Raw genomic sequence first — 24,299 nt, 5'->3', positions numbered from 1 at the left:
TCGGCTAAAACCCATCTTAACCCCCTATCCTTAGATTAAGCGTTTTCACTTTCGAGGGATTTCGCTAGAATACAGAAAGCGGTAAAGCGCGTAAAGTATCACGGAAACCTCCCGCTCCTTTGTACCTCGGAACAAATATCGCCCTTGAAAATGTAATGGTGACGGGTCAAGCAGGATAGAAGCTTAACGGCTAAGGTCAAAATAGCCCACAAATAAAATTCGGAGCCGTCCGCCGCCGGGCAGTCGGTAGACGTTAAACTAAAACGCTTGTGGATTCGGTCTGACGGGGGCATAGTCTTCGGATTGTGTCTAGTTAAGAGGAGTAGAAGCAAGAATCTCCCGTCACAGCGTAGCTTGACGGCGAGAGTGTCAAATACTTAAGTTGAGAATTGCGTCGGCCTATCAAGAAAAGACTATGACGATTGAAACCGTTGCCACAAAACCCTTTAGTGACCAGAAACCGGGGACTTCTGGATTGCGAAAATCCGTTCCCGTTTTTCAACAACCCCATTATCTGGAAAATTTTATTCAAGCTATCTTCAATACTTTAGACGGTATCGAGGGTCAAACCCTAGTTGTCGGTGGAGATGGTCGTTATTATAACCGTCAAGCTATTCAAACTATCCTGAAAATCGCCGCTGCTAACGGTATCGGTAGAATCCTCGTGGGAACCGATGGTATTGTCTCCACTCCCGCTATTTCTGGGTTAATTCGCGAAAATAACGCTTTTGGCGGTATTGTTCTCTCCGCTAGTCATAACCCCGGCGGTCGAGAGGGGGATTTTGGCATTAAGTACAATGTTACTAACGGTGGACCGGCCCCGGAAAATATCACCGATGCAATTTATGCCGAGACTAAGGTGATTAGCAGTTATAAAATCCTCTCAGGGGCCGATATTAACCTCGATCGCCCCAGTTCCTTTAAACTGGGAACTATGGATGTGGAAGTGATCGATGGGGTCACTCCCTACGTCAAAATGATGGAAAAGATTTTTGATTTCGATCGCATTCAAGCCTTACTCACTTCTGGTAAGTTTAAAATGTGCATGGATTCTCTCCATGCGGTGACGGGTCCCTACGCTTATGCTCTATTTGAACAGCGTTTAGGCGCGCCCAAGGGTACAGTATTAAATGGTATTCCCTTAGAGGATTTTGGTGGTGGTCATCCCGATCCTAACCTAGTCTATGCCCATGATCTGGTGGAAATTCTCTTTGGTCAAGAGGCTCCGGATTTTGGGGCTGCTTCCGATGGAGATGGCGATCGCAATATGATCCTCGGTCAGAATTTTTTTGTCACCCCCAGTGATAGTTTAGCTGTACTAACTGCCAACGCTCATCTAGTACCGGGCTATCAAAATGGTATCACGGGAGTGGCGCGATCGATGCCCACCAGTGCGGCGGCCGATCGAGTAGCGGCTAAACTGGGAATTGACTGTTATGAAACTCCCACCGGTTGGAAATTCTTCGGTAATTTGCTGGATGCGGGGAAAGCAACCCTTTGCGGGGAGGAAAGTTTCGGCACGGGTTCCAATCATATTCGCGAAAAAGATGGTTTATGGGCGGTTCTTTTCTGGTTAAATATTTTGGCAGTTAAAGGGGAATCTGTAGAGGAAATTGTTCGTAGTCATTGGCAAGAATTCGGTCGTAATTTCTATTCTCGTCATGATTATGAAGAAGTCGCCTTAGAACCGGCAAAAGAGATGATGGCACGTCTCCAGAAGCTGGTTTTAGACCTTAAGGGTAAACAATTTGGTAACTATGAAGTGGAATATGCCGATGATTTTAGCTATACGGATCCCGTGGATGGTAGTGTGAGTAAAAATCAAGGTATTCGCATTGGTTTTACTGATGGTTCTCGGATTATTTTCCGTCTATCGGGGACGGGAACTAAAGGAGCAACTCTCCGGGTTTATCTAGAAAGTTATGAACCGGACGCAAGTAAACACGATATCGACACCCAAAAGGCTCTACAACCCTTAATTGATTTAGCCGAAGAAATCGGTCAAATTCGTCAATCTACCGGACGGGAACAACCCACGGTTATTACCTAAAATCTAGGGATCAGCTATCAGTTTTTATCGGGGAATTTTTTGACCTGCTGACCACTGATAGCCCCTCCTTAATTACTTTCAGTAATTGCTTTGTGGTACAATTTCTGAATTCCCGTCACTAATTTATCTAACATCGATCGATGGCTATCATGAGTCGGATCGAAACTCTGCACTTTGGTTAATAATTTCGCTTCCTGTATATCCACGTCGTCATCGCTATAGATTAAAGTGCTAATCGATGCTAGTAGATCTTGATAGATTTCTGGACTAGGATTATCGCCTAAATAGGACTCTAACCATCGATAACATTCACCGGTTTTAACTGGTTTTAGTTCCGATAAGAGTGGTTTTATCTCCGGATCATCATCAAGTTTTTCCATCACAGCTACCTGTCGTAAATAATTTCTTTCTGATGGTTGAATGACACCATCAATCCAAGCAACACCGATGAGAATTTTCAGTAATTGTTTATTTTTCATCCCACACTTCCTTGACTAACTTAGCCATAAAAAAACCGTCTTGATTATGCCGATGGGGTAACACTTCGATCGCTCCCGTTTCTGTATAGTATTCTGAGAAAGATGAATTAGAGTCGGGAGTGGCCATTTTCCAATCGGGATGAGCGGCTAAAAACTGCTCGATCACTCCTTCATTTTCTAACGGATTTAAAGTACAGGTGGCATAAACTAAGATTCCCTTCGGTTTTACCCAAGTGGCAGCCGAGGCTAAAAGTTCCCCCTGTCGTTTAGCTAGTACAGGTAAATTTTCGGGTGTTTGTCGCCAACGTATATCAGGACGCTTGTGCAGGGTTCCCAATCCTGAACAGGGAGCATCGATTAGTACACGATCGGCGATGCCGCACCACTGGGGACGATCGCGACTATCCCCTAGATGTACTTCGATCGCTTTTAAGTCTAATCTTTTAATATTGGCTTCTAACTGTCGTAAACGGGATGCCGTTTGATCACAGGCTAATATTCTACCCCGATCGCCCATTAATTCGGCGATATGAGTGGTTTTTCCCCCTGGTGCCGCACAAGCGTCGATAATTGTCTCTCCGGGCTGGGGATCGAGTAGATAAGTGACTAATTGGGCGCTAATATCCTGTAGGGTGTAATTTCCGGCTCGAAATCCCTCTAAACGCTCAATATTGCCTAAACCAGAGGTTAAACGGCAAGCTAGAGGTAATTTAAGATGATTAAAAGTTATATTGGCTGATTCTAACTCATTTTCTAGGGCTTCTAGGCTAGTTTTCAGGGGATTAATCCGAATATCAAGGTCAGGAGAGCGATTAAACCATTGACAAAGTTGTTCCGTTTCCGCAACACTAAAGCGATCTAACCACAATTGCACCAACCAATCGGGGAAACTGTGGAGAATACCCAATCTAGAAGCGGTATTTTCTGGCAAAATTAAAGGATCGTCGCCATTAGCAGTTAAACGGAGATATTGCCGCAGCATTCCGTTAACCACCGCCGCTAATTTGCCTAAATGACTGATTTTAGTTAATTCTACCGCCGTATTCACCGCCGCTGATGGGGGAATCTGGGATAGATAACGCAGTTGATAAAGACCAATATGGAGAATTCGCCGTAAATCCGGGGGTTGCTGGGCCGCGGTTTTTTTCCCCAGGCGATCGAGCAGCCCATCCAGAGTTCTTTGTCGGCGCATTATACCATAAACAATCTCCGTTGTCAAGGCTTTGTCAAGACAATTTAAGGAACTAGCGGACAAATGGCGATCAAGAGCGCGATCGGGATAAGCGGAGGAGCGATCGATATCCCGTAAAATCAGCAAAGCCAGCTGACGAGCATTATTCATGCAGTTTCTAGACGATTGCGGAGGAATTGGCGTAAAATAGTCAGCGCCGGAATCGGGATTTCGTGACCCATATTTAACTCATGATATTCAACGTTAACCCCCAAACCAAGCAGTAAATCCCTGGCTTGACGAGCTATGGCGACAGGAACGACGGTATCCTGCTTACCATGAACAATTAAGACATTTTGTGGTCCTTGGGGATGGGGTTCACCGTGCAGATAACCACTCAAGGAACCCAATCCCGCCAAGGGTAAAGATAAACCCACATCCAGCGTCATCGCTCCCCCTTGGGAAAAACCGGTCAAAAAAGTCCGCTCTAGGGGAATACCGGTAGTTGCTTCTAGGGAAATAATCCAATCGTGCAACTGTTGACGACTAGCGACTAAACCTTGATAATCGGAGGTTTCTAAAGCATACCAGGCGCGTCCCCCCGGCACTTGGGGATGATCAAAAGGAGCATTGGGAAACAAAAATTGACAATCAGCTAGATCCAGCATCGATGCAAGGGGGGCCAGATCCATGGCATCTGCACCCCAACCGTGCAGCATGATCACTAGATAGCGAGCGGGATTTTCCGGGGAAGGGGGAATGACAATCGGGTTAAAAGACAGAGTTTTTTCCTCGCAATTCTTTTTTTTCTCTATTCTATAGCGATTTTCCCGCCAGTGAGATGGGTGTTGGGGAGTCTTTTCAGTGATCACTGATTAGTAACCAGTAATCAACACTGTTCGACCGTTCCGGTTAAATAGCGGATGGTGATTCGGTAGTAAGTAGTCGGACATAAGTTTTCGCTGCTGTATAAAGTTTTGTAAATAGGGTAGAAGGCTGTATGCAGCAGCGAAAACCGCCTATTTTACATTCTTTAACATAGTGTTGTTTATTTATAGCGTTTCCTGTTCACAAGAGGTACATTATCAATCCTGAAAAGCTTAATCAACAAAGGTTAAAGTGTGCCTCGCAGATGCGAGAACCGCTATATGTCCGACTACTTATAAGAGTATTGATGTAACAATTTTGACAATTAATAAATGAAAAAAAGTCTTTAAAAAATCCTTTTTAAAATCGGGAAATAAATGACGAATCCTAAAAGCTGAGAAATAGCTAATTCTAGTTTCAACTGCTACTCCAATAATTATCGAAGCAAACACAAAAGACCACCGATGTCCTTCCACAAATTTCTGTATTTCACTAGAAAGGTCGGTGGCAGCAGTTGTCTGAGAATCTACCAAAAATAGGTAATGGGTGAATGAACTGAAAAAAGGAAACTTATCTAATTCCGTTAGAACCTGACTACAAAATACCATTTACCCTCAGCCAACGAGTTTTCCAAGTGGGAGTAAAGATTTTGTAGTTTTCTTGTTCACTAACTGAGATATAGCCTTTTTCCGCTAGTTTTTCTAATTTATCTTGTAAGTCAGCTTCTCCAATTCTATCTGTTTCAATTTCAAAGCTCAAGGCAGTGGCAGCCCTAACTTTGAGTAAATCAGATAAAAGAGACTTCTCCGCGGAGGTTAAATAATAGGTATCAGTTGTTTTAGCCATAAAATTCCAATAAATTTAGGAATGTTGCTGAGGGGTATAAACCAAATTAGATAAAACGTCAATCAAGTCAGATGGACATGAGCCTAGTTCATGTCTGTACTGATTATAGTATTGGTAGAGGCGTATAGCGTACGCCCTTTCTTTGTTAAGTAGGTGGGTGGAATTAAATATAAGATGAACGTAGGTTGGGTTTCATGCTTCAACCCAACCCCCGCATGGGTTACGCTACCGCTAACCCATCCTACAAATAATTGTGCCTCCCGACTTATTCCTTGTCGAATATTTTTATGGCTTGAATCACAATTTCGAGAAGATCCACAAATTTTGGTTTGGCTTCTTCTTGGACTCCATCTCCCCAGAAAGGGAGCAATAGGCCTACGGTGATGAAAGCTATAGATAGGCATTTTTTCACGGAACGCATGGTGGTTGATCCAGAATATATTTTGCATTCTTAGTGTCGGCTATCAAAGCATGAGTCTATATCTGATATACAAATATAATTTGTCTGACCTTTATTTGAAGACTAAGTTGTATCTGAATCTATAGGTTCTGATAGAACAATTTAAAATGTCTGAGATATGTCTGAGTTTTTGGCGATACGTTTGAGTAAATGTCTGAGATACGTTTGATTTATTTGAGATAAGATTAGGTTGTCATTCATTTTTCAATAATCTTGACGGTTATGGGGCGATCGCTTAAAGTAAAATCAGAATATATCCCTAGAGTCAAACAAGCAGTTAAACGCAATAGTTACGCAACTCAACAGCTGCTTGCTGAGGAGTTAGGGTTAGCAAAATCGACTGTTAGTCTTTTTCTTAACGGTAAATCGATTAGCAATCTTAATTTTTATGAAATTTGTCAAAAATTAGACCTTGATTATCGAGAAATCGCTGACTGGGATGAGTTGGAGGAAACACCGGCTGCCATGTCTGAGGATGAGGGAGAAAACCGGGCCGCGGATTTGTCCAAGTATGTTGAACGTCCTCCAGTGGAACAGCTTTGTCTGGAGACGGTGAGTCAAGCAGGTTCATTGTTGCGGATTAAATCAGCTAAGGGGATGGGTAAAACCCTATTAGTCGATAGAATTTTGATTCAAGTTGACAAAAGAGAGTATAAAACCGTCAGTTTGAGTTTTTTACAAGCAAGTAAAGGAATTCTCGGCGATTTAGACCGATTGCTCTCTTGGTTTGCTTTGATTATTTCCAAGAAATTAGGGTTAGCAAATCTCTTTGAAGAAAAATGGCAAGAAGGATTAGGAATTTATAGCTGTACTGCCTATTTTGAAGATCATTTGCTCAAAAAGCTGGATAAACCCCTAATTTTAGTTTTAGAGGAGATAGATAGTCTCTTTGTTTATGCAAGCGTTGCCGACGATTTCCTTAGTTTATTTCGTCTTTGGCATGAGGATGCAAAAAATAATAATACTTGGCAAAAGTTACACTTAATTATCACCTATTCCACAGAAAATTATGTTCCTGCTGACCTGAATACATCTCCTTTGAATGTGGGAACAGAAATCCTGTTACCTGATTTTACTCCAGAACAGGTCTTGACTCTAGCCAATAAATATCAGGCTAACTTGGGAAAAGATGAACTGCAAAAAATAATTAATCTTGTTGGGGGACATCCCTATTTAATCCAAAAAGCGCTTTATGCAATTACCCAAAAACAGCTGTCTTTAGCAGATTTTGAACAGACAGCAGCCACGGAAGCGGGAATTTATGGGGATCATTTACGAGGACATTTGCTAAACTTACAAGAACATCCAAACCTAGCAGCAGGAATGAAAAAGGTTGTAGAGTCGTCTTCTCCCGTTGATTTAGGTGCAACAATTAATTGGCAACTTCATAGTTTAGGATTAGTAACCTTTGTGCAGAATGCTGTTCAACCCCGTTATCCACTATACAGCGACTATTTTAGGTATCGCTTATCCGCCTAAAATCCGATATATTGAGTTAAACTGTTGTACATCTAAATCTGATATTCGTTTTCACCTGTTCCCCGTTCCCCCATCGAACCCAGAACTTTAAATGCGGACTAGCTTAGGGACAGATAACCTTTGATTAAATTATTCATCGAACTTAACCAATCAGACAAATTGCTAATTTTAATCCTATGGCGACCAATTTTTATCATGTTGGAGGCAGCGTCCCCCTAGATGCACCTAGTTATATCAAGCGGGAAGCAGATGATCTATTTTATAACTATCTAAAAAATGGACAGTATTGCTATGTGTTGAATTCCCGTCAGATGGGAAAATCAAGTTTGTGGGGACAGACACAAAAACGACTGCAAGAGGATAATATTGATTGTGCTACCATTGATTTGAGTAGTTCAGGAAAAAACATATCCGAAGATATTTGGTATCGAGTATTATTTGAGCAACTGGTTAAACGATTTGATCTTTCTATTCGGGACAAACAGCAAGCTTGGTGGAATGAACGAGAGTATAAATCACCTATTAATCGTCTTGATCAATTTGTTGAGGAAATTCTCTTAAAGGAAGTATCCCGACCTATTGTTATCTGTTTCGATGAAATTGATAGCGTTCTGAGTTTAAATTTTTCCACAGATGCTTTCTTTGTTGGCTGCGTAGCTGTCATGAAAAACGTCCTCATAATAGGGATTACCAACGTCTAACCTTTTGTATGTTAGGGGTAGCGGCAGTTTCTAACTTTATTCAAGATAATTATCGTAGTCCTTTTAATATTGGTCAAGATATTCGATTATCTGGATTTACTATAAAGGATGCCAGAAAACTGGCCGAGGGATTGCAGGACAAAGTTCCCAATCCACAAGGGGTTTTAGAGGAGGTTATAGAATGGACAGGTGGACAACCATTTTTAACTCAAAAAATTTGTCATTTAATCTCCACATCTCGCACTGGATTTGGCGGGGAATCCCCAGTAAACCCGATTAATGTCGGCGATTTTATCCAGTCGCAAGTAATTAGTAACTGGGTATCTCAAGATAGTCCAGAACACCTAAAAACTATTCGGAATCGTTTATTAAATAACCGTGTCACGGGTAGAAGAATGCTGAAGCTTTACCAAGAAATTTTAAGAAATGGTGAAATTCCCGATGATGGTAGTCCCGACCAAATAGAATTACGCTTGACGGGATTGGTAGTTCAAGACCAACAAAAGTTAAAAGTTTATAATAAGATTTATAGAAATGTTTTTAATGAAACTTGGGTGACAACGGAATTAAATAAAATACCTCCATACATTGACAAGTACGAAGTTTGGTTAAATTCAGGGGAAGATGCCACTAAACTTCTTTCTGATCAAGATTTAGAAGAAGCTTTAAAATGGAGTGAAAATCAAGATATTAATGAGTCAGAAAAGCGTTTTTTAGAGTTAAGTGAAATCGCCGCCAAACGAAAAGCACAGATAGCACGTCAAGGGCAAGCATATCAACTGGCTGAAGAAAAATTAACGCCCGAATTTGAAGAGAATCAAAGAGCAGCTTTAATTGAGGAAATTCTAGCTTGGACGAGTGGTAACTTGGAGTTAACAGAAATAGTTATTCGTTTGCTAATTGACAATAAAAACGAGTTACGGGAAGGACAAGAAAAAACAAAAATTGAACAATTGATTCAGAAATATATTGTAGAAAATTGGTTACAAAATAAAGCGGCAGCCCATCTCCAGAAAATACAAAACAGTCTCTTAACTCCTGATAAAAATGTTAGGTCAACATTAGAAATATATCAAGATATTTTGCAGGGGAGAGTATTTGCTGATAACAAACTGGAAAAATTGGCACTTCAGCAAGCTGAATTAGTGATTAAAAATGATGATTATCTAGAAGTGACTAATCGAATTTATAAAGAGGTATTTAATGTTCAATGGGTTAGACAAGAACTAGAAAAATTAGTTGAGGTGGAAAATTCTCCTGCTGATTTAACTAAAGTGTTATCTTTCTTGGCACTATTAGGTTTTATTGGATTTACTTTCTGGTCATTCAAGACTCCTGAACAGACTCCTAATGTCGTGGTGACACCTTCACCTAGTATTCCAGAAATTTGTACTAAACGAGATTTTAATATTACCTTAGAAAAGAATATTCAACAACTGCAAGACTTGAAAAAGAAACAAGGTAATCAGTTTCCTGACAAGTGTGGGACTCAATTAAATGAATTAAGGTTAATTCAGCAAGCAATAGGACTAGCTGCCGATAATTTTGTCGCTGATGTGCCGGGTAGAGAAGGTGCTTTTGAAATTTTGTGCAAAATCCCGCCAACTTCTGATAACTTTAAAGAAGCTCAATTTTGGGCAAAACGTTGGTATAATGACAGAGCTTGGAAATCGGATATCGATCGAGCTTTGCAAGATAATCCAGATTGCCAAAAACTTATTAAATAAACATTAATTTTTCAATCACTAAATACCCCATCACCACCTTTTAATTCCTCGGATAATGATACCCGGATTCCTTCCCTTCCCCGTGACCAAAATAGGGAGAATATTTGAATAATATTGAAGGATTGACTCCTTCTAACAGGATAAAAATTAACCTGTGGGTTCTTTTGACGTAAAACAATTGCTTGCATACAATAGAGGACATTGCCAATCATGAGCCAGAGAATTAAACTAAAAATAAAGGTAAATGCCATAACTATAATCCATCCAAAAACTTGAAAAAAAACTTGAGATAGCCAATTATCCTGTGTTAATCCATTGGCGAATTCTCCCGCATCTTTGGTACTAAAGAAACCCACCGCCATTGTTCCCCAAAAACCACAAAAAAGATGTACTGGAATTGCTCCCACTGGATCATCAATCACTTTAGTTTTAATTAAAAATTCTTCTCCTAATAAGACAATAATGCCACTAATGCCACCAATGATAATAGCTGATTTGATATTAACATAACCTGAGGATGCCGTAATCCCCACTAATGCCCCTAAAATGCCATTAATAATTGTGGATAAACTGGCTTTGCGGCCAATTAAAGGATTAAGAATTAATGCCAAAACTCCTCCCGTGGCAGCGGCAATCATCGTGGTGGTAATTGCCATGGGGACATCATTCAAATTTACCGCCGAACCACCATTAAAACCAAACCATCCTAACCAAAGAATTAAACAACCAAGAGTTGCAAACCCTAACTGATGGGGAGCAAAATTTCCTCTTTCTTTTTCTTCATAACTATCGGTTTTGCGATTATAACCAAAGCGTCCATCCCTCGGTTTTAGTAACCAAGCACCCACTAATCCGGCCATTCCTCCCACCGAATGCACCACCGTTGAACCGGCAAAATCTCGAAACTTAAATAAGTTATATAACCATCCTTCTGATGACCAAATCCAATGTCCTGTAAGAGAATAAGAAAAAGCGACTAAACAGAAACTAAATAGCAAAAATGCCCAAAATTTAACTCTTTCTGCCACTGCTCCCGATACAATGGTCGCCGCAGTTCCCGCAAAAGTTAATTGAAAGAAAAATAAAGTAGCAATTGAACGACCTGGCCACACTTCTTGGAATTGACTGTATTGATTATTGGGGGTTAAAATTTCCAATAAAAATCCTGTACCACCAGAGAAACTATTCTTTAGTGCAGATGTATCGCCAAACATTAAACCGAAACCAACCGTCCAATAAGCCAAGGCAGAAACACAGAAGACAATTAGGTTTTTAGCTAAGACATTAGTGGCGTTATTAGTACGACAAAAACCCGTTTCCAGCATGGCAAAACCCGCATTCATAAAGAATACTAAAGAGCCGGCTATTAACATCCAGAGATTAGCAACTAAATCCAGAGTAGAATTATTTAAATCTTGTGCTGTGACTTTGCCTACACCGATCAACAGCATGACGATAAGAGAGAAACAAAAAGATAGGATATTACGCAAACGCGGGCGATATTCTAGAAAAGATAATAATCGATTCATCGGCTATAAGTCTCATGGGCAATTTCCCCTTTATAGTAATTGATTTAATCCCCTATCGTTCACTCACAACTGCTTTTTTTCTGATCCAGATAGCGAGAATTGTCAGGAAAAGTAAACCCATCACTCCCGCTAAAGGATTTTTATCGATTCCAGTTAACCAATCGGGAACAGTACCAGTGTATTTAATTAACTGGCCGACGTTTAATATATAGTATGCCCAGATTAAACCCGCGTGCAGACCGATACTTTTACCCAAACTACCACCACAAGCGCGTTTTGCCCAACCGAGAATTAATCCTAGCAAGACTAAGGCAGGAAATTGGGGAAAAGTGCGGATAATTTCGGCTAAAGGTTTAATAAAGTGAGCAAGAGCGAAAATTAAGGCACTAATCACTAGAGCGATAGCGGGACGATAATCCTTTTCTAATTCTCCCAGTAACCAGCCCCGAAATAGCAATTCTTCAGCAAAACCCACCGCTAAAGCGACTAAAAACCCCTCCAGGATGATTTTGCCGATTTGGGGATTTGCGGGTAAGAAATTTAACCAACCTAGGAACGCTTGGGACAGAAAAAGCGAGAAAGTGAAAAATAAACCGATCGCTAACCCGTTAATTAACTCGATCGGCGTTTTTCTTCGCCAAATCAACCCATAATCGGCTAATCCCTCATCACCATAAATTGTCCGTCCCCACCAATGGGATAACCCCAAAAATTCCAGATAGAGAACAGAAAGGGTCAAAATTGAGACCAGATTAGCATTAGTGGCAAAAAAGTGATAGAGGGGAAGTGCGATCGGCAACCAGAGAAAAAGTAAGAGCAAAATAAAAATTCCCAGTCGCAGGGGGACTGGGTAAGTGGCAATTACCCGTAATCTTTTATTCATCGGGTTCGATACTGCTGGTTAAACCTTTATTTTTCAAGGTTTCACAGTAAAATTCCGCGTGTTCTTGGATGCAGGTAATCACCAAGGCCGTACCATTAGTGTGCGCTTCCATCATGATATCGACTGCTTGGGGTTGCGTCATACCGGCGATCGTTTGCATTAAACTCTGAACCACATACTCCATCGAGTTAAAGTCGTCATTGTGGAGTAAAACGCGATAACGCGGTGCTGGTTTACGGATTGTCGCTGTGGAACGCTTTTCGATGACTTCTGTGGACACCGTTTCTCTCCTTTGAATCTATATCACAAATACAGGTCAATTACTAATGATCATAATCAAAATTTCCAGATTGAGCTAGGCTTTTTCGGTGATCCGTGAGGGGTTGGGTGTTGGGGAGTGGGGGGCAGCCAAAGGAATGACATTTCTAGATAGATAGATCATAATTGAATTAATTGGCTAATTTAAGCTTATTTTCCCATGGCTACTGACGAATTACAAAACCTCGAAGAGAATATTCAGCGCTTAAAACAACAATTAGCGGGAAAGCGAAACACTTTAGTTACAATCGCACCGGAAGAACAAGTTAGGATCGAGCAGCAGATCGAAGATTTACGCCGAAAAATTCGGGATTTTGAACGAGAAAAATGGGATTTAATCGCCAGCGACAGTCAAGAAGCGTCCTTTCCTGATGCCGAGGTAATGGTAGCAGCAATTATCACAGAAGTGACAGCAATTACCACAGAACCACCCGATCAACTTGCTTCTCCACAAATCTTAGAATTATTAAACCAAATTCTGGCTAAACTCAATCAACCAGAGCGATCGGCAGCAGCCAAATTAAAAGCGGCCCTATCTACTATACCTCCTTTTGTTTCCTTCACCTACGAAGCGGAATTAGATACTGAGTCAACTTTTAGGCGTTATTTTCCCACATTTAATCGTGCGATTGCAGGGGTGAAAAATCGGCTAAAAAAGTAAGTATTCCCTCTAAAAGCTTGGCCAGTATCGATCGGACAATTAATATTAGTCAATCAGGAATTGGTAATACACAGAACAACATCTTTAATCTGTGAAAGGTAAACCCAGTAAATGTTATCATTGAAAATAGTTATTATCAAAGACAAGAGGTAATTTATGTCAGAATCGCAAGCGGAAGCGTTAAAACCAATATTAAAAGAGTTACTCTATGAGTTATTAATACAAGAAAAGGATTTACTAAAAGAGTTAATTTATGAAGTGCTGGAAGATACGGCTATGGCTAGGGCAATTCAAGAGGGAAAAGATAGTAACAATGTCAGTCGTGATGAAATTTTGACTCTGTTAAAAGAATAAGAGATGAATATTGAATTTCGTAAAAGCTTTCAGACAGATCTACGCCATCTCAAAGATCGTAAAATTAAGCGACAAATTCAGGCAATTATTGAGGAGATAGAATCAGCCAAGAGTTTAACCGAGTTGCGTAATGTCAAAGCGATTCAAGGGTATCGAGGATGTTATCGCATTCGGATTGGGGATTATCGTCTTGGTTTATATTTAGAGCAAGATATTGTCGCCTTGGTTCGTCTTCTACACCGAAAAGAAATGTATCGTTATTTTCCTTAAAAACCTCATTAATATTAATTTTATATTAGATTTATTTTGAGCAAAGATAATTATTTTTAGAGAGAATTAAAAATGAAAATTAATATTGAGCAAGATGGAACTGATAACAATCAAAATAATACTTTTAATCTGAGTATTCCCGAACCAAAAGAACGTCAAGCTGTCCCTAGTAATGTGGGCAAAAGTACGGTTAATTTTGTCGGGAGGGAAGATGAGTTAACCTTAATTCATCAGCAATTGCAAACAGAACAAGGGGTGATTGTTTGTGCAGTGGAAGGGTTAGGGGGAATAGGAAAAACCGCTTTAGCTTTGGAATATGCGAAACGATACCAACAGGAATACGCGGCACAATATTGGTTATCCTTGCGACTATCGGGTTTAGCAGAAGAAATAGTTAAATTAGCCGGTTCCTATCTATAACGGTTCTCACATCTGTGTGGCACACTTTAACCTTTGCTGATTAAGCTTTTCAGGATTGAGAATGTACCTCTTGTCAACAGGAAACGCTATATCTTTACCAGAAATATTGAAAAAAGAATCTTTAGAAAAACAAGTGGACTGGTATTGGCAAAATTGGCTACCTAAGCAGGGAAAATTATTATTAATTCTCGATGATGTCCCCAATATCGACAGAATTCCCGATCGAATGTTACCAAAAGATTCTAGGATTAAGATATTAGTCACCACTAGGGAAAGGTGTCTTAGTCCGGAATTTGAGTCTATAGCTTTAGATGTTTTACCCTTAGATAAATGTGTAGAGTTATTAACCAAAATTGTTGGTACTGCTAAAGTTGAGCAAGAAAAAGCTTTAGTAGAACAGATTTGTCACGAAATTTTAGGAAACTTAACCTTAGCAGTGGAGTTAGTGGGGGAATATTTAGCGAAAAATCGTCATTTAAAGTTTAGCCATTTACGGGATAAATTAAATTTAGCTCATACTGCTTTAACTAAGGAAAGAAACCACAGAGATTATGGACATTTAGGGGTAGCAGCCGCAATTAAAATCAGTTGGGATGATTTAAGTTCTGTTTGTCAAAAAGTGGCAATGCTGTTGAGTTTATTTGCACCAGTGGCTATTGCTTGGACGTTGCTAGAAGATACGGCAAAATCCACGGAAATTACCGAAAGCGAACTAGAAGAAGCACGGGGACAATTGGATAATTCTCATCTGATGCAACCCGTGGATGAGGACTATTCTTTTTATCGGATTCATCCCCTCGTGAGAGAATTTTTTCAACGGCAATTACAGGAAATTCCTGAGATAAATTCTCGTTATCGATGCGCTTTTGTGGAAACTTTGTTAACTATTGCCGGAAATATCCCGCAAACCCCCACAAGGGAGATTATTGCAGCGGTAACTCCCGCAATTCCCCATCTGCAACTTGTCAGTCAAACAATGTTAGATGATATTCCCAACCCGGAAGATAATTTAATTTTGGTGTTTCTTGGGGTAGCTTTGTTTTATAAGGGACAGGGAGAATATAATTTAGCAGCAGTTACCTTCACAAAATGTTGTGAAGAAATCCAATCTCGCTTAGGAGAAAACCATCCCCATGTTGCTACCAGTCTCAATAATTTAGCAGGATTATACTGCTTCCAAGGCAGATACACAGAAGCGGAACCCTTGTATAAGCACTCCCTTTCTCTGATAAAACAGCGATTAGGAGAAAACAATCTCATTGTTGCTACCAGTCTCAATAATTTAGCACTATTATACCAATGCCAAGGCAGATACATAGAAGCGGAACCCTTGTATAAGCTCTCCCTTTCTCTAAGGGAACAACTATTAGGAGAAAACCATCCCGATGTTGCACAAAGTCTCAATAATTTAGCCGTGCTATACGAATACCAAGGCAGATACGCAGAAGCAGAACCCTTGTGTAAGAGATGCCTTTCTCTGATAGAACAGCTATTAGGAGAAAACAATCTCTATTTTGCTACCAGTCTCAATAATTTAGCCGGATTATACTGCTTCCAAGGCAGATACACAGAAGCGGAACCCTTGTATAAGCGCTCCCTTTCTCTGACAGAACAGGTATTAGGAGAAAACCATCCCGATGTTGCTATCAGTCTCAATAATTTAGCGGAATTATACCGCTTCCAAGACAGATACGCAGAAGCGGAACCGTTGTATAAGCGCTCCCTTTCTCTAAGGGAACAGCGATTAGGAGAAAACCATCCTAGTGTTGCTAACAGTCTCAATAATTTAGCAAAATTATACGAATCCCAGGGCAAATACGCAGAAGCGGAACCGTTGTATGTGAGAGCTATTGCTATTTATCGAGAAAGATTAGGAGAAAATCATCCCCATACCCAAACAGCAACGGAAAATTTTATCATCCTGTTGTCGCGATTATCCGATGAAGAATTACAGCAAAGATTCCCCGATTAGACAGTTAATCTCTTAAAAAGTATCAGGTAAGTAAAAAAATATATATCTCCTTCCCCGGTTCTACCGGGAAGCGCTCAGTTTCCGGGATATCCTAACCAAGCTTCTCAATCTTCTAGTTCAGAAAAATCGAATAAAGCTGCTGCCTTCCTTGAAATACGCGCAAAAAAGTCCCGTACAACTGACAAAATTTTGTCTTTGCTCTGTATCTTTTATTTGCTTGACTTTTTGAGCAACTTGTGCTAGTAAATCTGGGAGCGAGTCTAAAAATAGGGTGTAGGCAACAGTATGTGATCGCCAATACCGAATTAGATTATACTTCATCTTTATGAAAAAAGCTGTATGAAGACAGGCACTGATGCAAAAGGGAGAATAAATAATCATTTAATAACCGGATTTAGGATATTGACCCTACCAGCCTAAAAATAGCAAAAAACCCGGCGGGAAAATTTCCCCACCGGGTCAAAAAGGCAAAAGTAAAGAATTATTTCTGATCAGCCTTTTTACTTGACTTATCACCCATTTTGTACTTACGCAAGAAGCGATCGACCCGGCCTTCCGTATCGATCATCTTCTGGGTTCCCGTATAAAAAGGATGATTACCCGACCAAACCTCCACATGAATTTCTGGTTTGGTCGAACCCACCGTCATCACCAGTTCACCATTACAGATCACCTTAGCTTCCGGATACCAAGTAGGATGAATTTTTTTCGGCATAATAAACCTCTCTATTAACCTAACGTTTCGAGTATTGAGGCGCTTTGCGCGCTTTGTGAAGACCGTATTTTTTCCGTTCCTTCGCCCGGGGATCCCGAGTCAGATAACCTTCACTCTTGAGGGGAGGACGATTTTCCGGCGCTAATTGACATAAAGCTCTAGCGACACCCAATTTCACCGCGTCCGCTTGGCCGGTCAAACCACCGCCCTCGGCCTTAACGATGATATCATACTCGTTTTCCAGTCCCAAAGTCTCCAGAGGAGCCTTAATCGTCTGGATATAGGTGGGAATGCGGTTAAAATGGGTTTCTCCATCGCGACCGTTAACGGTAATGGCCCCCGTCCCCGGCACGAGACGCACGGAAGCGACCGCCGATTTGCGTCGTCCCGTTCCCCAATAAACTACCTTATTTTTACTGTCCGTGGCTTGCATTGACTTAATTTCCTCCTGCGGGAATCGTATTAATCGCTAAAACTTCCGGTTGTTGTGCCTGATGGGGATGTTCCGCACCGGCATAAACTTTCAGTTTCGTGAACAATTTCCGACCTAAGCTATTTTTCGGGAGCATTCCCTTAACAGCGTGTTCGATAATCCGTTCGGGAATGCGTTTTTGCAGTTTATCGAAGCTTTCTACCTTCATACCACCCGGTCTGCCGGAGTCGCGGCGATAAACTTTCTGTTGGCGTTTTTTGCCCGTCACCGTCACTTTTTCAGCGTTAATAACAATGACAAAATCCCCCGTATCCAGATGGGGGGTGAAGGTGGCTTTATTTTTGCCCCGTAGAATCATAGCGATCTCGGTGGCCAGACGACCTAGACGCTGATCGGCCGCATCAATGACGTACCATTTCTGCTCTAGAGTCTCTAAATTTGGTAGAGGTGTTTTGTTCATGGTGAGTTTGCCTTGGTTTACAAAAATAATTTTTTTTATTGCCGACCTGGGTGTTGGGGTGTTGGGGTGTTAGGGTGTTGGGGTGTTGGGTTTTAGTTGAAATTCCCCTATTCCCCCATTACCCTATTCCCCTATCCCCTCTGCTCGGAAATAATAAAGAGGCTGAGTCTCGAACCAGACGCTATCGGCAAAGGGAAAATCGGCGTAACCCACCCGCAGTAAACATAGTCCTTTAGCTGGTGCGGCGTATTTGACCAATTCTCGGCGCTGATTGACCCAGATGTCGGTAAAGTTTTCTAGCGATCGCTCACCAGTTCCCACCTCCACCAACATTCCCACCAATAGGCGCACCATCCCGTACAAAAAGCCATTGGCTTGAATTTCCATCTGTACAAACGGCCCTTGACGGTAGCATTCCACCCCTTGTACTTCTACCCAGGAATGGTCACGACTAGAGTTAGCACGGTGAAAGGCGGCCAGATGGTGCTTACCCAATAGGGGCTTTAAGGCCCTAGCCATCAAATTGGCATCGAGGGGACGATGGTAGTAGTGCCAACTAAAGGGGCTAACAAATAGATTGGGGATGGGGTCGGTATAGAGGGTGTAACGATAACGTCGCCAGAGGGCCGAGAAACGGGCGTGCCAGCGATCGGGAACCCGGGCCGAGGCCCGAATGACGATATCTTCATCTAGCCGAGCATTGAGAACCTTGGCCCAATGGGAAGGTGGGATCGGACTCTGCTGCTCGAAATGGGCAACTTGGGCGGCGGCGTGAACACCGCTATCGGTACGTCCGGCCCCGTGCAGAGTGACGTCATGACCGAGAATATCGGCCAGAGCCTTCTCGATTTCTTCCTGCACGCTCCTGTGATGGGGTTGCCGTTGCCAACCGTGGAAATTAGTTCCCACATACTGGATAACTAGGGCGATCCGCGACTGGTGGCAAGCTGTCATCTTTACATCAGTTCGATAATCGCCATGGGGGCATTATCCCCGCGACGGCGCAGGGTACGCACGACCCGGGTATAACCGCCGTTACGACCGCCATAACGGGCTTGTGCGCCTTCAAAGAGGGCGTGAACCAGTTGTTTATCGTAGATGTAGCCCATAGCTTGGCGACGGGCGCTCAGGGAACCGTCTTTAGCTAGGGTGATAATGTGGTCTACCTCTGCTCGCACCGCTTTCGCTTTCGCTAGGGTGGTGGTGATCTGACCGTGGCGAATTAGCTGGGTGGCCAAGCTGCGCAGCAGTGCCTTTCTTTGGTCAGCCGGCAGACCCAATTGAGGCACTTTACATCGATGTCTCATGGTATTTTCCTGGAATTGGGTTTACTTGCTTTTTTCTTGGGGTAGGGTGATGCCTAACCGTTTTTGTAGGGCTTCAATGACTTCTTCAGCCGATTTCTGCCCAAAGTTTTTGATTTCTAAGAGATCTTCTTGGCTGTAATCGAGGAGGTCGGCTACGGTGTTGATCTGCGCTCGCTTCAGGCAATTGTAGGCGCGCACGGATAATTGTAGTTCCTCGATCGGAATTTGGTTTTCTTGGTTGATCTCTTGGTCGTCAAAGTTACCGGAAGATTCGAGGGCGTTGAGATCCTTGAGCGGGTTAAAGAGATTAACTAGCATATCGGCCGCTTGGGAAAGGGCTTCTTTGGGGTTAATGCTCCCGTTTGTCCAAATTTCCAAGAGCAGACGATCTCTAGCTTGACCGCTTTCGGAACGGATATCTTCGACGCTGTAGTTGACTTTGGTTACGGGCATAAAAATCGAGTCGATTTGCAGAAAGTCTAGCGAAGTGGCTTCTTCTTTACTGCGATCGATCGCCCGGTAGCCTTTGCCTTTTTCCACGCGAAATTCCATCTCTAGCTTCGCCCCTTCGGCTAGGGTAGCGACGTACTGATTGCGATCGACTATCTCGACTTCTGAGGGTAAATCGAATTGTGCCGCCACTACCGTCGCCGGTCCAGTTGCCACTAAACGCCCGATCTGGGTTTGATTGGTGTAGCTTTTCAGGATGATTTCTTTCATGTTGAGCATGAGTTCCATCACGTCCTCGCGTACTCCCTGGACGGTGGCAAATTCGTGATTGACTCCCGCGATCCGCAGGGCCGTCACGGCCGCCCCTTCCAGATTGGAAATGAGAATCCGTCTCAGGGCATTACCTACGGTCGTACCCTGGCCTCTTTCCAGAGGCTCTAGTACAAATTTACTGTACTGACTCTGATTCTTGTAAGTTTTTGCTTCTACACACTCGATTTGAAATTGCGCCACCGATTGACCTCCCTTGTTCAGTTATCAGTTATCAGTTATCAGTTATCAGTTTTCTTAGCGTTCAGCATTTAACGTTCAGCGTTCAGTTTTTTGATCAGATGGTCTTTGACGACCCGATTCTCCTGCTGATGTGCGAAAAGCTAACGGCTGCCGGCCTCAAGATCCCTGTCACCTGAAAAAGCTGTTCACTGTTTACACTCTCCGGCGTTTGGGAGGACGACAACCATTGTGGGGGATGGGGGTCACGTCCCGAATCAGGGTGATTTCTAATCCTGCTCCTTGCAGGGCCCGGATTGCGGTTTCCCGTCCTGCCCCAGGGCCACTAACCATCACTTCTAGTTGACGCATTCCCTGTTCGATCGCTCGGCGGGCGGCGTTATCGGCGGCGGTTTGGGCGGCGAAGGGGGTTCCTTTTTTAGCTCCTTTAAAACCACTCGATCCCGCCGATGCCCAAGAGATCACATCGCCTTTGGTATCGGAGATCGTGACAATGGTATTGTTGAAGGTCGATTGAATGTGAGCGACTCCGGTAGGAATATTTTTCTTCTGTTTTTTTGGTCCGGTTTTTTTGGTTGGTCGCGCCATAGTTTTTCTTGATTGGGGGATATCGCAATGAATAAAAAATTATTTCTTGGAGGGGGCTTTTTTCTTCCCTGCCACTGTCACCCGACGACCGCGACGGGTCCGCGCATTGGTTCGCGTCCGTTGCCCGCGCACGGGTAATCCTAGCCGATGCCGACGACCTCGATAGGTGCCGATATCGGCGAGGCGTTTGATGTTCATCGCCTCCCAGCGTCTCAAATCCCCCTCGATTTGATAATTTGTTTCGATATAAGTCCGTAGCGCCGCCACGTCTTCATCGCTGAGATCCTTGACCCGAGTGTCAGGGTTAACACCCGTCGCAGATAAGACTTCTTGGGAACGCGATAGACCCACTCCGTAGAGGTAGGTCAGGGCGATTTCCACACGCTTATCGCGAGGTAGGTCTACACCAGCTATCCTTGCCACGCTTTTTCTTTCTCCCTATGAACGATTTTTTTTCCAAAAACGACTACAATTAACGGTAACGATTCTCTGCCCCAAGACAGTGACTTTGGTGGGTTAACCTTGTCTCTGCTTGTGTTTGGGGTTAGAACAAATTACCATGACTCGACCGCGCCGACGGATGACGCGGCACTTTTCGCACATTTTTTTGACAGACGCTCTAACTTTCATGCCTAACTATTCTGGCAACACTGCAAGCTTACTATTATATCAGATTTCTTTTACCCGTGTCACCTATTTTTTTAAAATAAATTTGGCCGCTTATTAGGCTTTTTGGCTTCTCTGCCCCTATTTGTCACTATTTTTTTTGATTTTTCAGGCGATAGGTAATTCTGCCTTTGGTTAGGTCGTAGGGGGTCAGTTCCACTTTGACTCGATCGCCGGGGAGGATTTTGATATAATTACGGCGGATTTTGCCGGATATATGGGCTAAGACGTTGAAACCGTTATCTAAATCCACCCTAAACATGGCGTTGGGCAAAGATTCGGTGACGGTTCCTTCCATTTCAATTAGATCTTGTTTAGACAAAGTTAATTCCTCAATTTCACTAGAGACAATTTAACGACAGGCAGCAGCAACCGTGCTGTTAGCGCAATTTCCCCAGTATAGCTTATCAGTGATCACTGATCGGATGTGAGTTTTCAGTTCACTGATTACCGTTTACCGATCACAGCCAAAAAGCTCCCGACACCATATTCGGTCAATATGGCATAAATTTATGGTTTTATGAAAGATTGAATCAATTCATCGCATTTTCACTACTATGAACGGACGAAAATCAAGTTAATTAGCTGGGTGTAATTAATTTGTAGATAGCCGTAGGACAAGATACCTGTACTACCTTACCAAGTCCTCGGTCGAAAGTTTTCATCATTAATAATCTCCACTGTATCCCCAGAAGGTTTAATCACAAATAGTCCTTTATTATAGGCATAACGGTCTATACCTTCGTCAATTTCAATACCAGCGACTGCACCGTAAGCTTGATAGTTTTTGTAATGGGGAAAAGCAATTTTAAAGCGAGTTAGTTTTTCTAAAAATTCATCCACATCATCTTTCGATAGTCGTGATTTACATTCCACCAAAACAACATCCGTATCATCAACGGCAAGGATATCAATTTCCATCGCAATACCTTGACGTTTAACCCTAGCGCGGGGATAAATTTCTTTAATATCAATACCTTTTTCCTGAAACAGTCGCAAAACCGCCGGTTGGACTAATTCTTCCACAAAGCGTCCCCATCGCGTAGTCAGGCTATTTACCGCACGGTTGGTTTGTTCTACTGTACGCTTCAGTTCTGCTATAGTGCGATCGCTTTCTAATTTGGCTTGCTCAATCTGGCGATCGCTTTCTAATTTGGCTTGCTCAATCCGGCGATCGCTTTCTAATCTGGCTTGCTCAATCCGGCGATCGCTTTCTCTTAAACGGCGATCAAACTCCTCAGCAGAAGTGCGGAACAATTGGTAAATATCTGCAATTGTTACTGATTCGCTCATCTTTTTTATCTAACCTCTATTCGGCTATTGTATCATAAATTTATGGTTTTGTGAAAGATTGAGGAACCAGGAAACAGTTTTCCGACCGGCAAGATGCCTATCCCACGGTGGAGCTAATTTCTCCCTGTGGAGGGCTGATTTTTTCTGTGTTAGAGTGATATTTGAGTGGTCCGAACACAGCTTCAAAAAGATATTGATCAGAAAAGTCATCATCAAGCTAGGGGTTTAAAGACTGATTTAAGCCAATTGTTTTTATTAGTAAATATTTTACACAATTGATACCAGATAAGTGCCATGGCTCACCCGACTATTCTACGACAATTCGCCATTCATGGAGTTCGTATTCCACACAACCATTCTCGATTAAAGGATCGCGAACTATAATTGCTTGAGCTTCCTCAAGAGAATCGGCCTTAAATAATAACATTCCGCCGCCCCTTTCTGCCCAATAACCGGTTTTTGCTGCTCGTCCTTGGCTAATTAAATCACGCACATAGTCCTTATGGGCGCTGACATAGCGATCGAAGGTAGTTTTATCAACAATGCCTTTTTCTATCTTGACAAACCAGGGCATAAATTCTCAGGAGACTAGGACTGATTAACAACCCTATAATTATACCGATTAATCTTGGCATTCAATGGTGCAATGTAACAGAGCTATACAATGAGCTAGAGTTGTTGAAGATTGCTAGAATCGAGATAATATCTTCATTTCTCTACCTTGCTTGTCTCCATGAATCAACCCTAGGGGTCTCTATTTTTTATTGCGCTTTTGCCGCCGCCAGAAGTACAGGAAATTGCCACAAAAATCAAGTTAGAGTTTGCAGAAATTTACAATAGTCGTGCCGCCCTGAAATCGCCTCCCCACGTCACTCTCCAACCCCCTTTCCGGTGGAATTTAGGACAATTACCGGATTTAGAAAGATGTTTAGAGGAATTTGCCCGCTTGCACGCTCCTATTCCCCTAATTCTCCAGAATTTTGCCGCCTTTAAACCGCGAGTCATTTATATTAATGTCCAGAAAACCCCAGAATTATTAACCCTGCAAAAACGGCTTTTACAGCAGCTAGAATCTTCCCTGAATATCATTAATAATGCCTCAAAAAGCCGAGCTTTTGCGCCCCATTTAACCGTGGGCTTCCGAGATTTAACGAAAGATAATTTCTGGAAAGCTTGGTCAAAATATGCTAATCAAGAGCTATTTTTTGAGGTGATGATCGATGAAATTACCCTCCTAATTCATAACGGTAAGCACTGGGAAATTTATCGGCAATTTTCTCTATGAATCTAGACCCTTGCAGGTTTCTATCTAGGGTTTGCGGCAAAAAGTCTTTTAGTGGGGACAGGGTGTAGGGTGTGGGGTGTGGGGTGTGGGGTTTTAACCATTTTGAGGTGGTCAATTACCTAATTTTCAGGGAAAAAGTGCCTGAAATTTCCCCCCCGATCACTCCAATGTCAGGCACTTTTTGAGGTCAAAAAAGTCCAAAAGTGTTATCCGACAAGGTTTTTAGATTTATTCAACAGACCCTATCTACAGAGGAAGGGGTTCTATTGACACTCTGCGCGCTAAAGCGACGCAGATTCTAGCACAGAATTAGACCAAAATCTAATTCTGATGGGCATTGTCAAGATGCCTCTAGTAACTCTGCTCAAATCTAATTTAAGCATTGTCTTTACTTTTCTTAGAATA

General features: G+C 42.4%; 28 protein-coding genes and 2 pseudogenes. 9 read left to right on the top strand and 21 right to left on the bottom strand.

What is annotated here, in order from left to right:
- Nucleotides 1-415 precede the first annotated feature (415 nt).
- Nucleotides 416-2,050 carry an alpha-D-glucose phosphate-specific phosphoglucomutase gene (locus IM322_RS10340; RefSeq protein WP_287674282.1) on the top strand — a complete coding sequence of 545 codons (1,635 nt, stop codon included), beginning with the start codon at nucleotides 416-418 and terminating at the stop codon, nucleotides 2,048-2,050.
- Between the two features lie 68 nt (nucleotides 2,051-2,118).
- Here IM322_RS10340 and IM322_RS10335 read toward each other — a convergent pair whose 3' ends face one another.
- The 6 genes and pseudogenes from IM322_RS10335 to IM322_RS10310 all read right to left on the bottom strand — a co-directional run bounded on the left by IM322_RS10335 (nucleotide 2,119) and on the right by IM322_RS10310 (nucleotide 5,834).
- Complete coding sequence (locus IM322_RS10335; RefSeq protein WP_287674281.1) at nucleotides 2,119-2,529, bottom strand: tellurite resistance TerB family protein; 411 nt, start codon at nucleotides 2,527-2,529, stop codon at nucleotides 2,119-2,121.
- Nucleotides 2,519-3,871: a 16S rRNA (cytosine(967)-C(5))-methyltransferase gene (locus IM322_RS10330; protein ID WP_287674279.1), complete on the bottom strand. Its 1,353-nt coding sequence runs from the start codon at nucleotides 3,869-3,871 to the stop codon at nucleotides 2,519-2,521. Before IM322_RS10330 ends, IM322_RS10335 begins: the two co-directional genes overlap by 11 nt.
- Nucleotides 3,868-4,461 carry an alpha/beta hydrolase gene (locus IM322_RS10325; protein WP_323801800.1) on the bottom strand — a complete coding sequence of 198 codons (594 nt, stop codon included), beginning with the start codon at nucleotides 4,459-4,461 and terminating at the stop codon, nucleotides 3,868-3,870. The genes IM322_RS10330 and IM322_RS10325 overlap by 4 nt, the downstream gene beginning before the upstream one ends.
- A gap of 402 nt (nucleotides 4,462-4,863) precedes the next feature.
- Nucleotides 4,864-5,175: pseudogene (locus IM322_RS10320) on the bottom strand (hypothetical protein); the annotation flags it as partial.
- Nucleotides 5,162-5,413 carry a hypothetical protein gene (locus tag IM322_RS10315; RefSeq protein WP_286825363.1) on the bottom strand — a complete coding sequence of 84 codons (252 nt, stop codon included), beginning with the start codon at nucleotides 5,411-5,413 and terminating at the stop codon, nucleotides 5,162-5,164. The pseudogene IM322_RS10320 and the gene IM322_RS10315, both read right to left, overlap by 14 nt.
- Nucleotides 5,414-5,678: 265 nt before the next feature.
- Nucleotides 5,679-5,834, bottom strand: coding sequence for a hypothetical protein (locus tag IM322_RS10310; RefSeq protein WP_287674277.1), 156 nt, complete (start codon nucleotides 5,832-5,834; stop codon nucleotides 5,679-5,681).
- A 261-nt stretch (nucleotides 5,835-6,095) separates the two neighbouring features.
- Between IM322_RS10310 and IM322_RS10305 the strand changes: the two genes are divergently transcribed.
- A complete protein-coding gene (locus IM322_RS10305; RefSeq protein ID WP_287674274.1) occupies nucleotides 6,096-7,352 on the top strand; it encodes an AAA-like domain-containing protein in 1,257 nt (418 codons plus the stop codon).
- Between the two features lie 176 nt (nucleotides 7,353-7,528).
- Nucleotides 7,529-9,780, top strand: a pseudogene (locus tag IM322_RS10300) (AAA-like domain-containing protein).
- Between the two features lie 11 nt (nucleotides 9,781-9,791).
- Here the strand turns inward: IM322_RS10300 and IM322_RS10295 are convergent.
- The 3 genes from IM322_RS10295 to clpS are packed head-to-tail and all read right to left on the bottom strand — an operon-like array spanning nucleotide 9,792 to nucleotide 12,472.
- Nucleotides 9,792-11,309 (bottom strand): ammonium transporter, encoded by a 1,518-nt coding sequence (locus IM322_RS10295; RefSeq protein WP_287674271.1) that lies wholly within the window; start codon nucleotides 11,307-11,309, stop codon nucleotides 9,792-9,794.
- A 52-nt stretch (nucleotides 11,310-11,361) separates the two neighbouring features.
- On the bottom strand, nucleotides 11,362-12,192 hold the full coding sequence (locus IM322_RS10290) for a CPBP family intramembrane glutamic endopeptidase (protein WP_287674270.1): 831 nt from the start codon (nucleotides 12,190-12,192) through the stop codon (nucleotides 11,362-11,364).
- Nucleotides 12,185-12,472, bottom strand: a complete 288-nt coding sequence (clpS, locus tag IM322_RS10285) for an ATP-dependent Clp protease adapter ClpS (protein ID WP_002738526.1) — start codon at nucleotides 12,470-12,472, stop codon at nucleotides 12,185-12,187. Before clpS ends, IM322_RS10290 begins: the two co-directional genes overlap by 8 nt.
- Nucleotides 12,473-12,670: 198 nt before the next feature.
- Between clpS and IM322_RS10280 the strand changes: the two genes are divergently transcribed.
- From IM322_RS10280 to IM322_RS10260, 5 genes are all read left to right on the top strand, one after another.
- Nucleotides 12,671-13,171 (top strand): hypothetical protein, encoded by a 501-nt coding sequence (locus IM322_RS10280; RefSeq protein WP_287674268.1) that lies wholly within the window; start codon nucleotides 12,671-12,673, stop codon nucleotides 13,169-13,171.
- Nucleotides 13,172-13,327: 156 nt separating this feature from the next.
- Nucleotides 13,328-13,525: a hypothetical protein gene (locus tag IM322_RS10275; protein WP_287674267.1), complete on the top strand. Its 198-nt coding sequence runs from the start codon at nucleotides 13,328-13,330 to the stop codon at nucleotides 13,523-13,525.
- 3 nt (nucleotides 13,526-13,528) lie between these two features.
- The gene (locus IM322_RS10270; protein WP_287674265.1) at nucleotides 13,529-13,795 is read left to right on the top strand and encodes a type II toxin-antitoxin system RelE family toxin; all 267 of its coding nucleotides are present in this window, start codon (nucleotides 13,529-13,531) and stop codon (nucleotides 13,793-13,795) included.
- A gap of 72 nt (nucleotides 13,796-13,867) precedes the next feature.
- Nucleotides 13,868-14,215: a hypothetical protein gene (locus IM322_RS10265; RefSeq protein ID WP_287674262.1), complete on the top strand. Its 348-nt coding sequence runs from the start codon at nucleotides 13,868-13,870 to the stop codon at nucleotides 14,213-14,215.
- 70 nt (nucleotides 14,216-14,285) lie between these two features.
- On the top strand, nucleotides 14,286-16,187 hold the full coding sequence (locus IM322_RS10260; RefSeq protein ID WP_287713193.1) for a tetratricopeptide repeat protein: 1,902 nt from the start codon (nucleotides 14,286-14,288) through the stop codon (nucleotides 16,185-16,187).
- 481 nt (nucleotides 16,188-16,668) lie between these two features.
- Here the strand turns inward: IM322_RS10260 and rpmE are convergent, their stop codons facing one another.
- The 12 genes from rpmE to IM322_RS10200 all read right to left on the bottom strand — a co-directional run bounded on the left by rpmE (nucleotide 16,669) and on the right by IM322_RS10200 (nucleotide 23,183).
- Entirely contained in the window at nucleotides 16,669-16,902 is a 234-nt protein-coding gene (rpmE, locus tag IM322_RS10255) for a 50S ribosomal protein L31 (protein ID WP_002760058.1), read from the bottom strand.
- A gap of 19 nt (nucleotides 16,903-16,921) precedes the next feature.
- A complete protein-coding gene (gene rpsI / locus IM322_RS10250) occupies nucleotides 16,922-17,335 on the bottom strand; it encodes a 30S ribosomal protein S9 (protein WP_002737094.1) in 414 nt (137 codons plus the stop codon).
- Nucleotides 17,336-17,339: 4 nt separating this feature from the next.
- Nucleotides 17,340-17,795 carry a 50S ribosomal protein L13 gene (gene rplM / locus IM322_RS10245; protein WP_002735375.1) on the bottom strand — a complete coding sequence of 152 codons (456 nt, stop codon included), beginning with the start codon at nucleotides 17,793-17,795 and terminating at the stop codon, nucleotides 17,340-17,342.
- A 123-nt stretch (nucleotides 17,796-17,918) separates the two neighbouring features.
- Nucleotides 17,919-18,749 carry a tRNA pseudouridine(38-40) synthase TruA gene (gene truA / locus IM322_RS10240; RefSeq protein ID WP_287674258.1) on the bottom strand — a complete coding sequence of 277 codons (831 nt, stop codon included), beginning with the start codon at nucleotides 18,747-18,749 and terminating at the stop codon, nucleotides 17,919-17,921.
- A gap of 2 nt (nucleotides 18,750-18,751) precedes the next feature.
- The gene (gene rplQ, locus IM322_RS10235) at nucleotides 18,752-19,102 is read right to left on the bottom strand and encodes a 50S ribosomal protein L17 (RefSeq protein ID WP_024970315.1); all 351 of its coding nucleotides are present in this window, start codon (nucleotides 19,100-19,102) and stop codon (nucleotides 18,752-18,754) included.
- 21 nt (nucleotides 19,103-19,123) lie between these two features.
- Nucleotides 19,124-20,065 carry a DNA-directed RNA polymerase subunit alpha gene (locus IM322_RS10230; RefSeq protein WP_158200657.1) on the bottom strand — a complete coding sequence of 314 codons (942 nt, stop codon included), beginning with the start codon at nucleotides 20,063-20,065 and terminating at the stop codon, nucleotides 19,124-19,126.
- Nucleotides 20,066-20,257: 192 nt separating this feature from the next.
- Nucleotides 20,258-20,650: a 30S ribosomal protein S11 gene (gene rpsK / locus IM322_RS10225; protein WP_286825371.1), complete on the bottom strand. Its 393-nt coding sequence runs from the start codon at nucleotides 20,648-20,650 to the stop codon at nucleotides 20,258-20,260.
- A 39-nt stretch (nucleotides 20,651-20,689) separates the two neighbouring features.
- Complete coding sequence (gene rpsM / locus IM322_RS10220; RefSeq protein ID WP_002735415.1) at nucleotides 20,690-21,073, bottom strand: 30S ribosomal protein S13; 384 nt, start codon at nucleotides 21,071-21,073, stop codon at nucleotides 20,690-20,692.
- 93 nt (nucleotides 21,074-21,166) lie between these two features.
- The gene (gene rpmJ / locus IM322_RS10215) at nucleotides 21,167-21,280 is read right to left on the bottom strand and encodes a 50S ribosomal protein L36 (RefSeq protein ID WP_012593611.1); all 114 of its coding nucleotides are present in this window, start codon (nucleotides 21,278-21,280) and stop codon (nucleotides 21,167-21,169) included.
- 127 nt (nucleotides 21,281-21,407) lie between these two features.
- Nucleotides 21,408-21,638, bottom strand: coding sequence for a translation initiation factor IF-1 (gene infA / locus IM322_RS10210; protein ID WP_002737109.1), 231 nt, complete (start codon nucleotides 21,636-21,638; stop codon nucleotides 21,408-21,410).
- A 314-nt stretch (nucleotides 21,639-21,952) separates the two neighbouring features.
- Nucleotides 21,953-22,609 carry a DUF3782 domain-containing protein gene (locus IM322_RS10205; protein WP_287674256.1) on the bottom strand — a complete coding sequence of 219 codons (657 nt, stop codon included), beginning with the start codon at nucleotides 22,607-22,609 and terminating at the stop codon, nucleotides 21,953-21,955.
- 307 nt (nucleotides 22,610-22,916) lie between these two features.
- Nucleotides 22,917-23,183 carry a YciI family protein gene (locus tag IM322_RS10200; RefSeq protein WP_002736524.1) on the bottom strand — a complete coding sequence of 89 codons (267 nt, stop codon included), beginning with the start codon at nucleotides 23,181-23,183 and terminating at the stop codon, nucleotides 22,917-22,919.
- A gap of 189 nt (nucleotides 23,184-23,372) precedes the next feature.
- Between IM322_RS10200 and IM322_RS10195 the strand changes: the two genes are divergently transcribed.
- On the top strand, nucleotides 23,373-23,894 hold the full coding sequence (locus tag IM322_RS10195) for a 2'-5' RNA ligase family protein (protein ID WP_353737505.1): 522 nt from the start codon (nucleotides 23,373-23,375) through the stop codon (nucleotides 23,892-23,894).
- Nucleotides 23,895-24,299: the final 405 nt, after the last annotated feature.

Source organism: Microcystis sp. M109S1, assembly GCF_020247025.1.
In the GTDB taxonomy this organism is placed as follows: domain Bacteria; phylum Cyanobacteriota; class Cyanobacteriia; order Cyanobacteriales; family Microcystaceae; genus Microcystis.
This window is presented reverse-complemented; position numbering and strand designations above follow the sequence as displayed.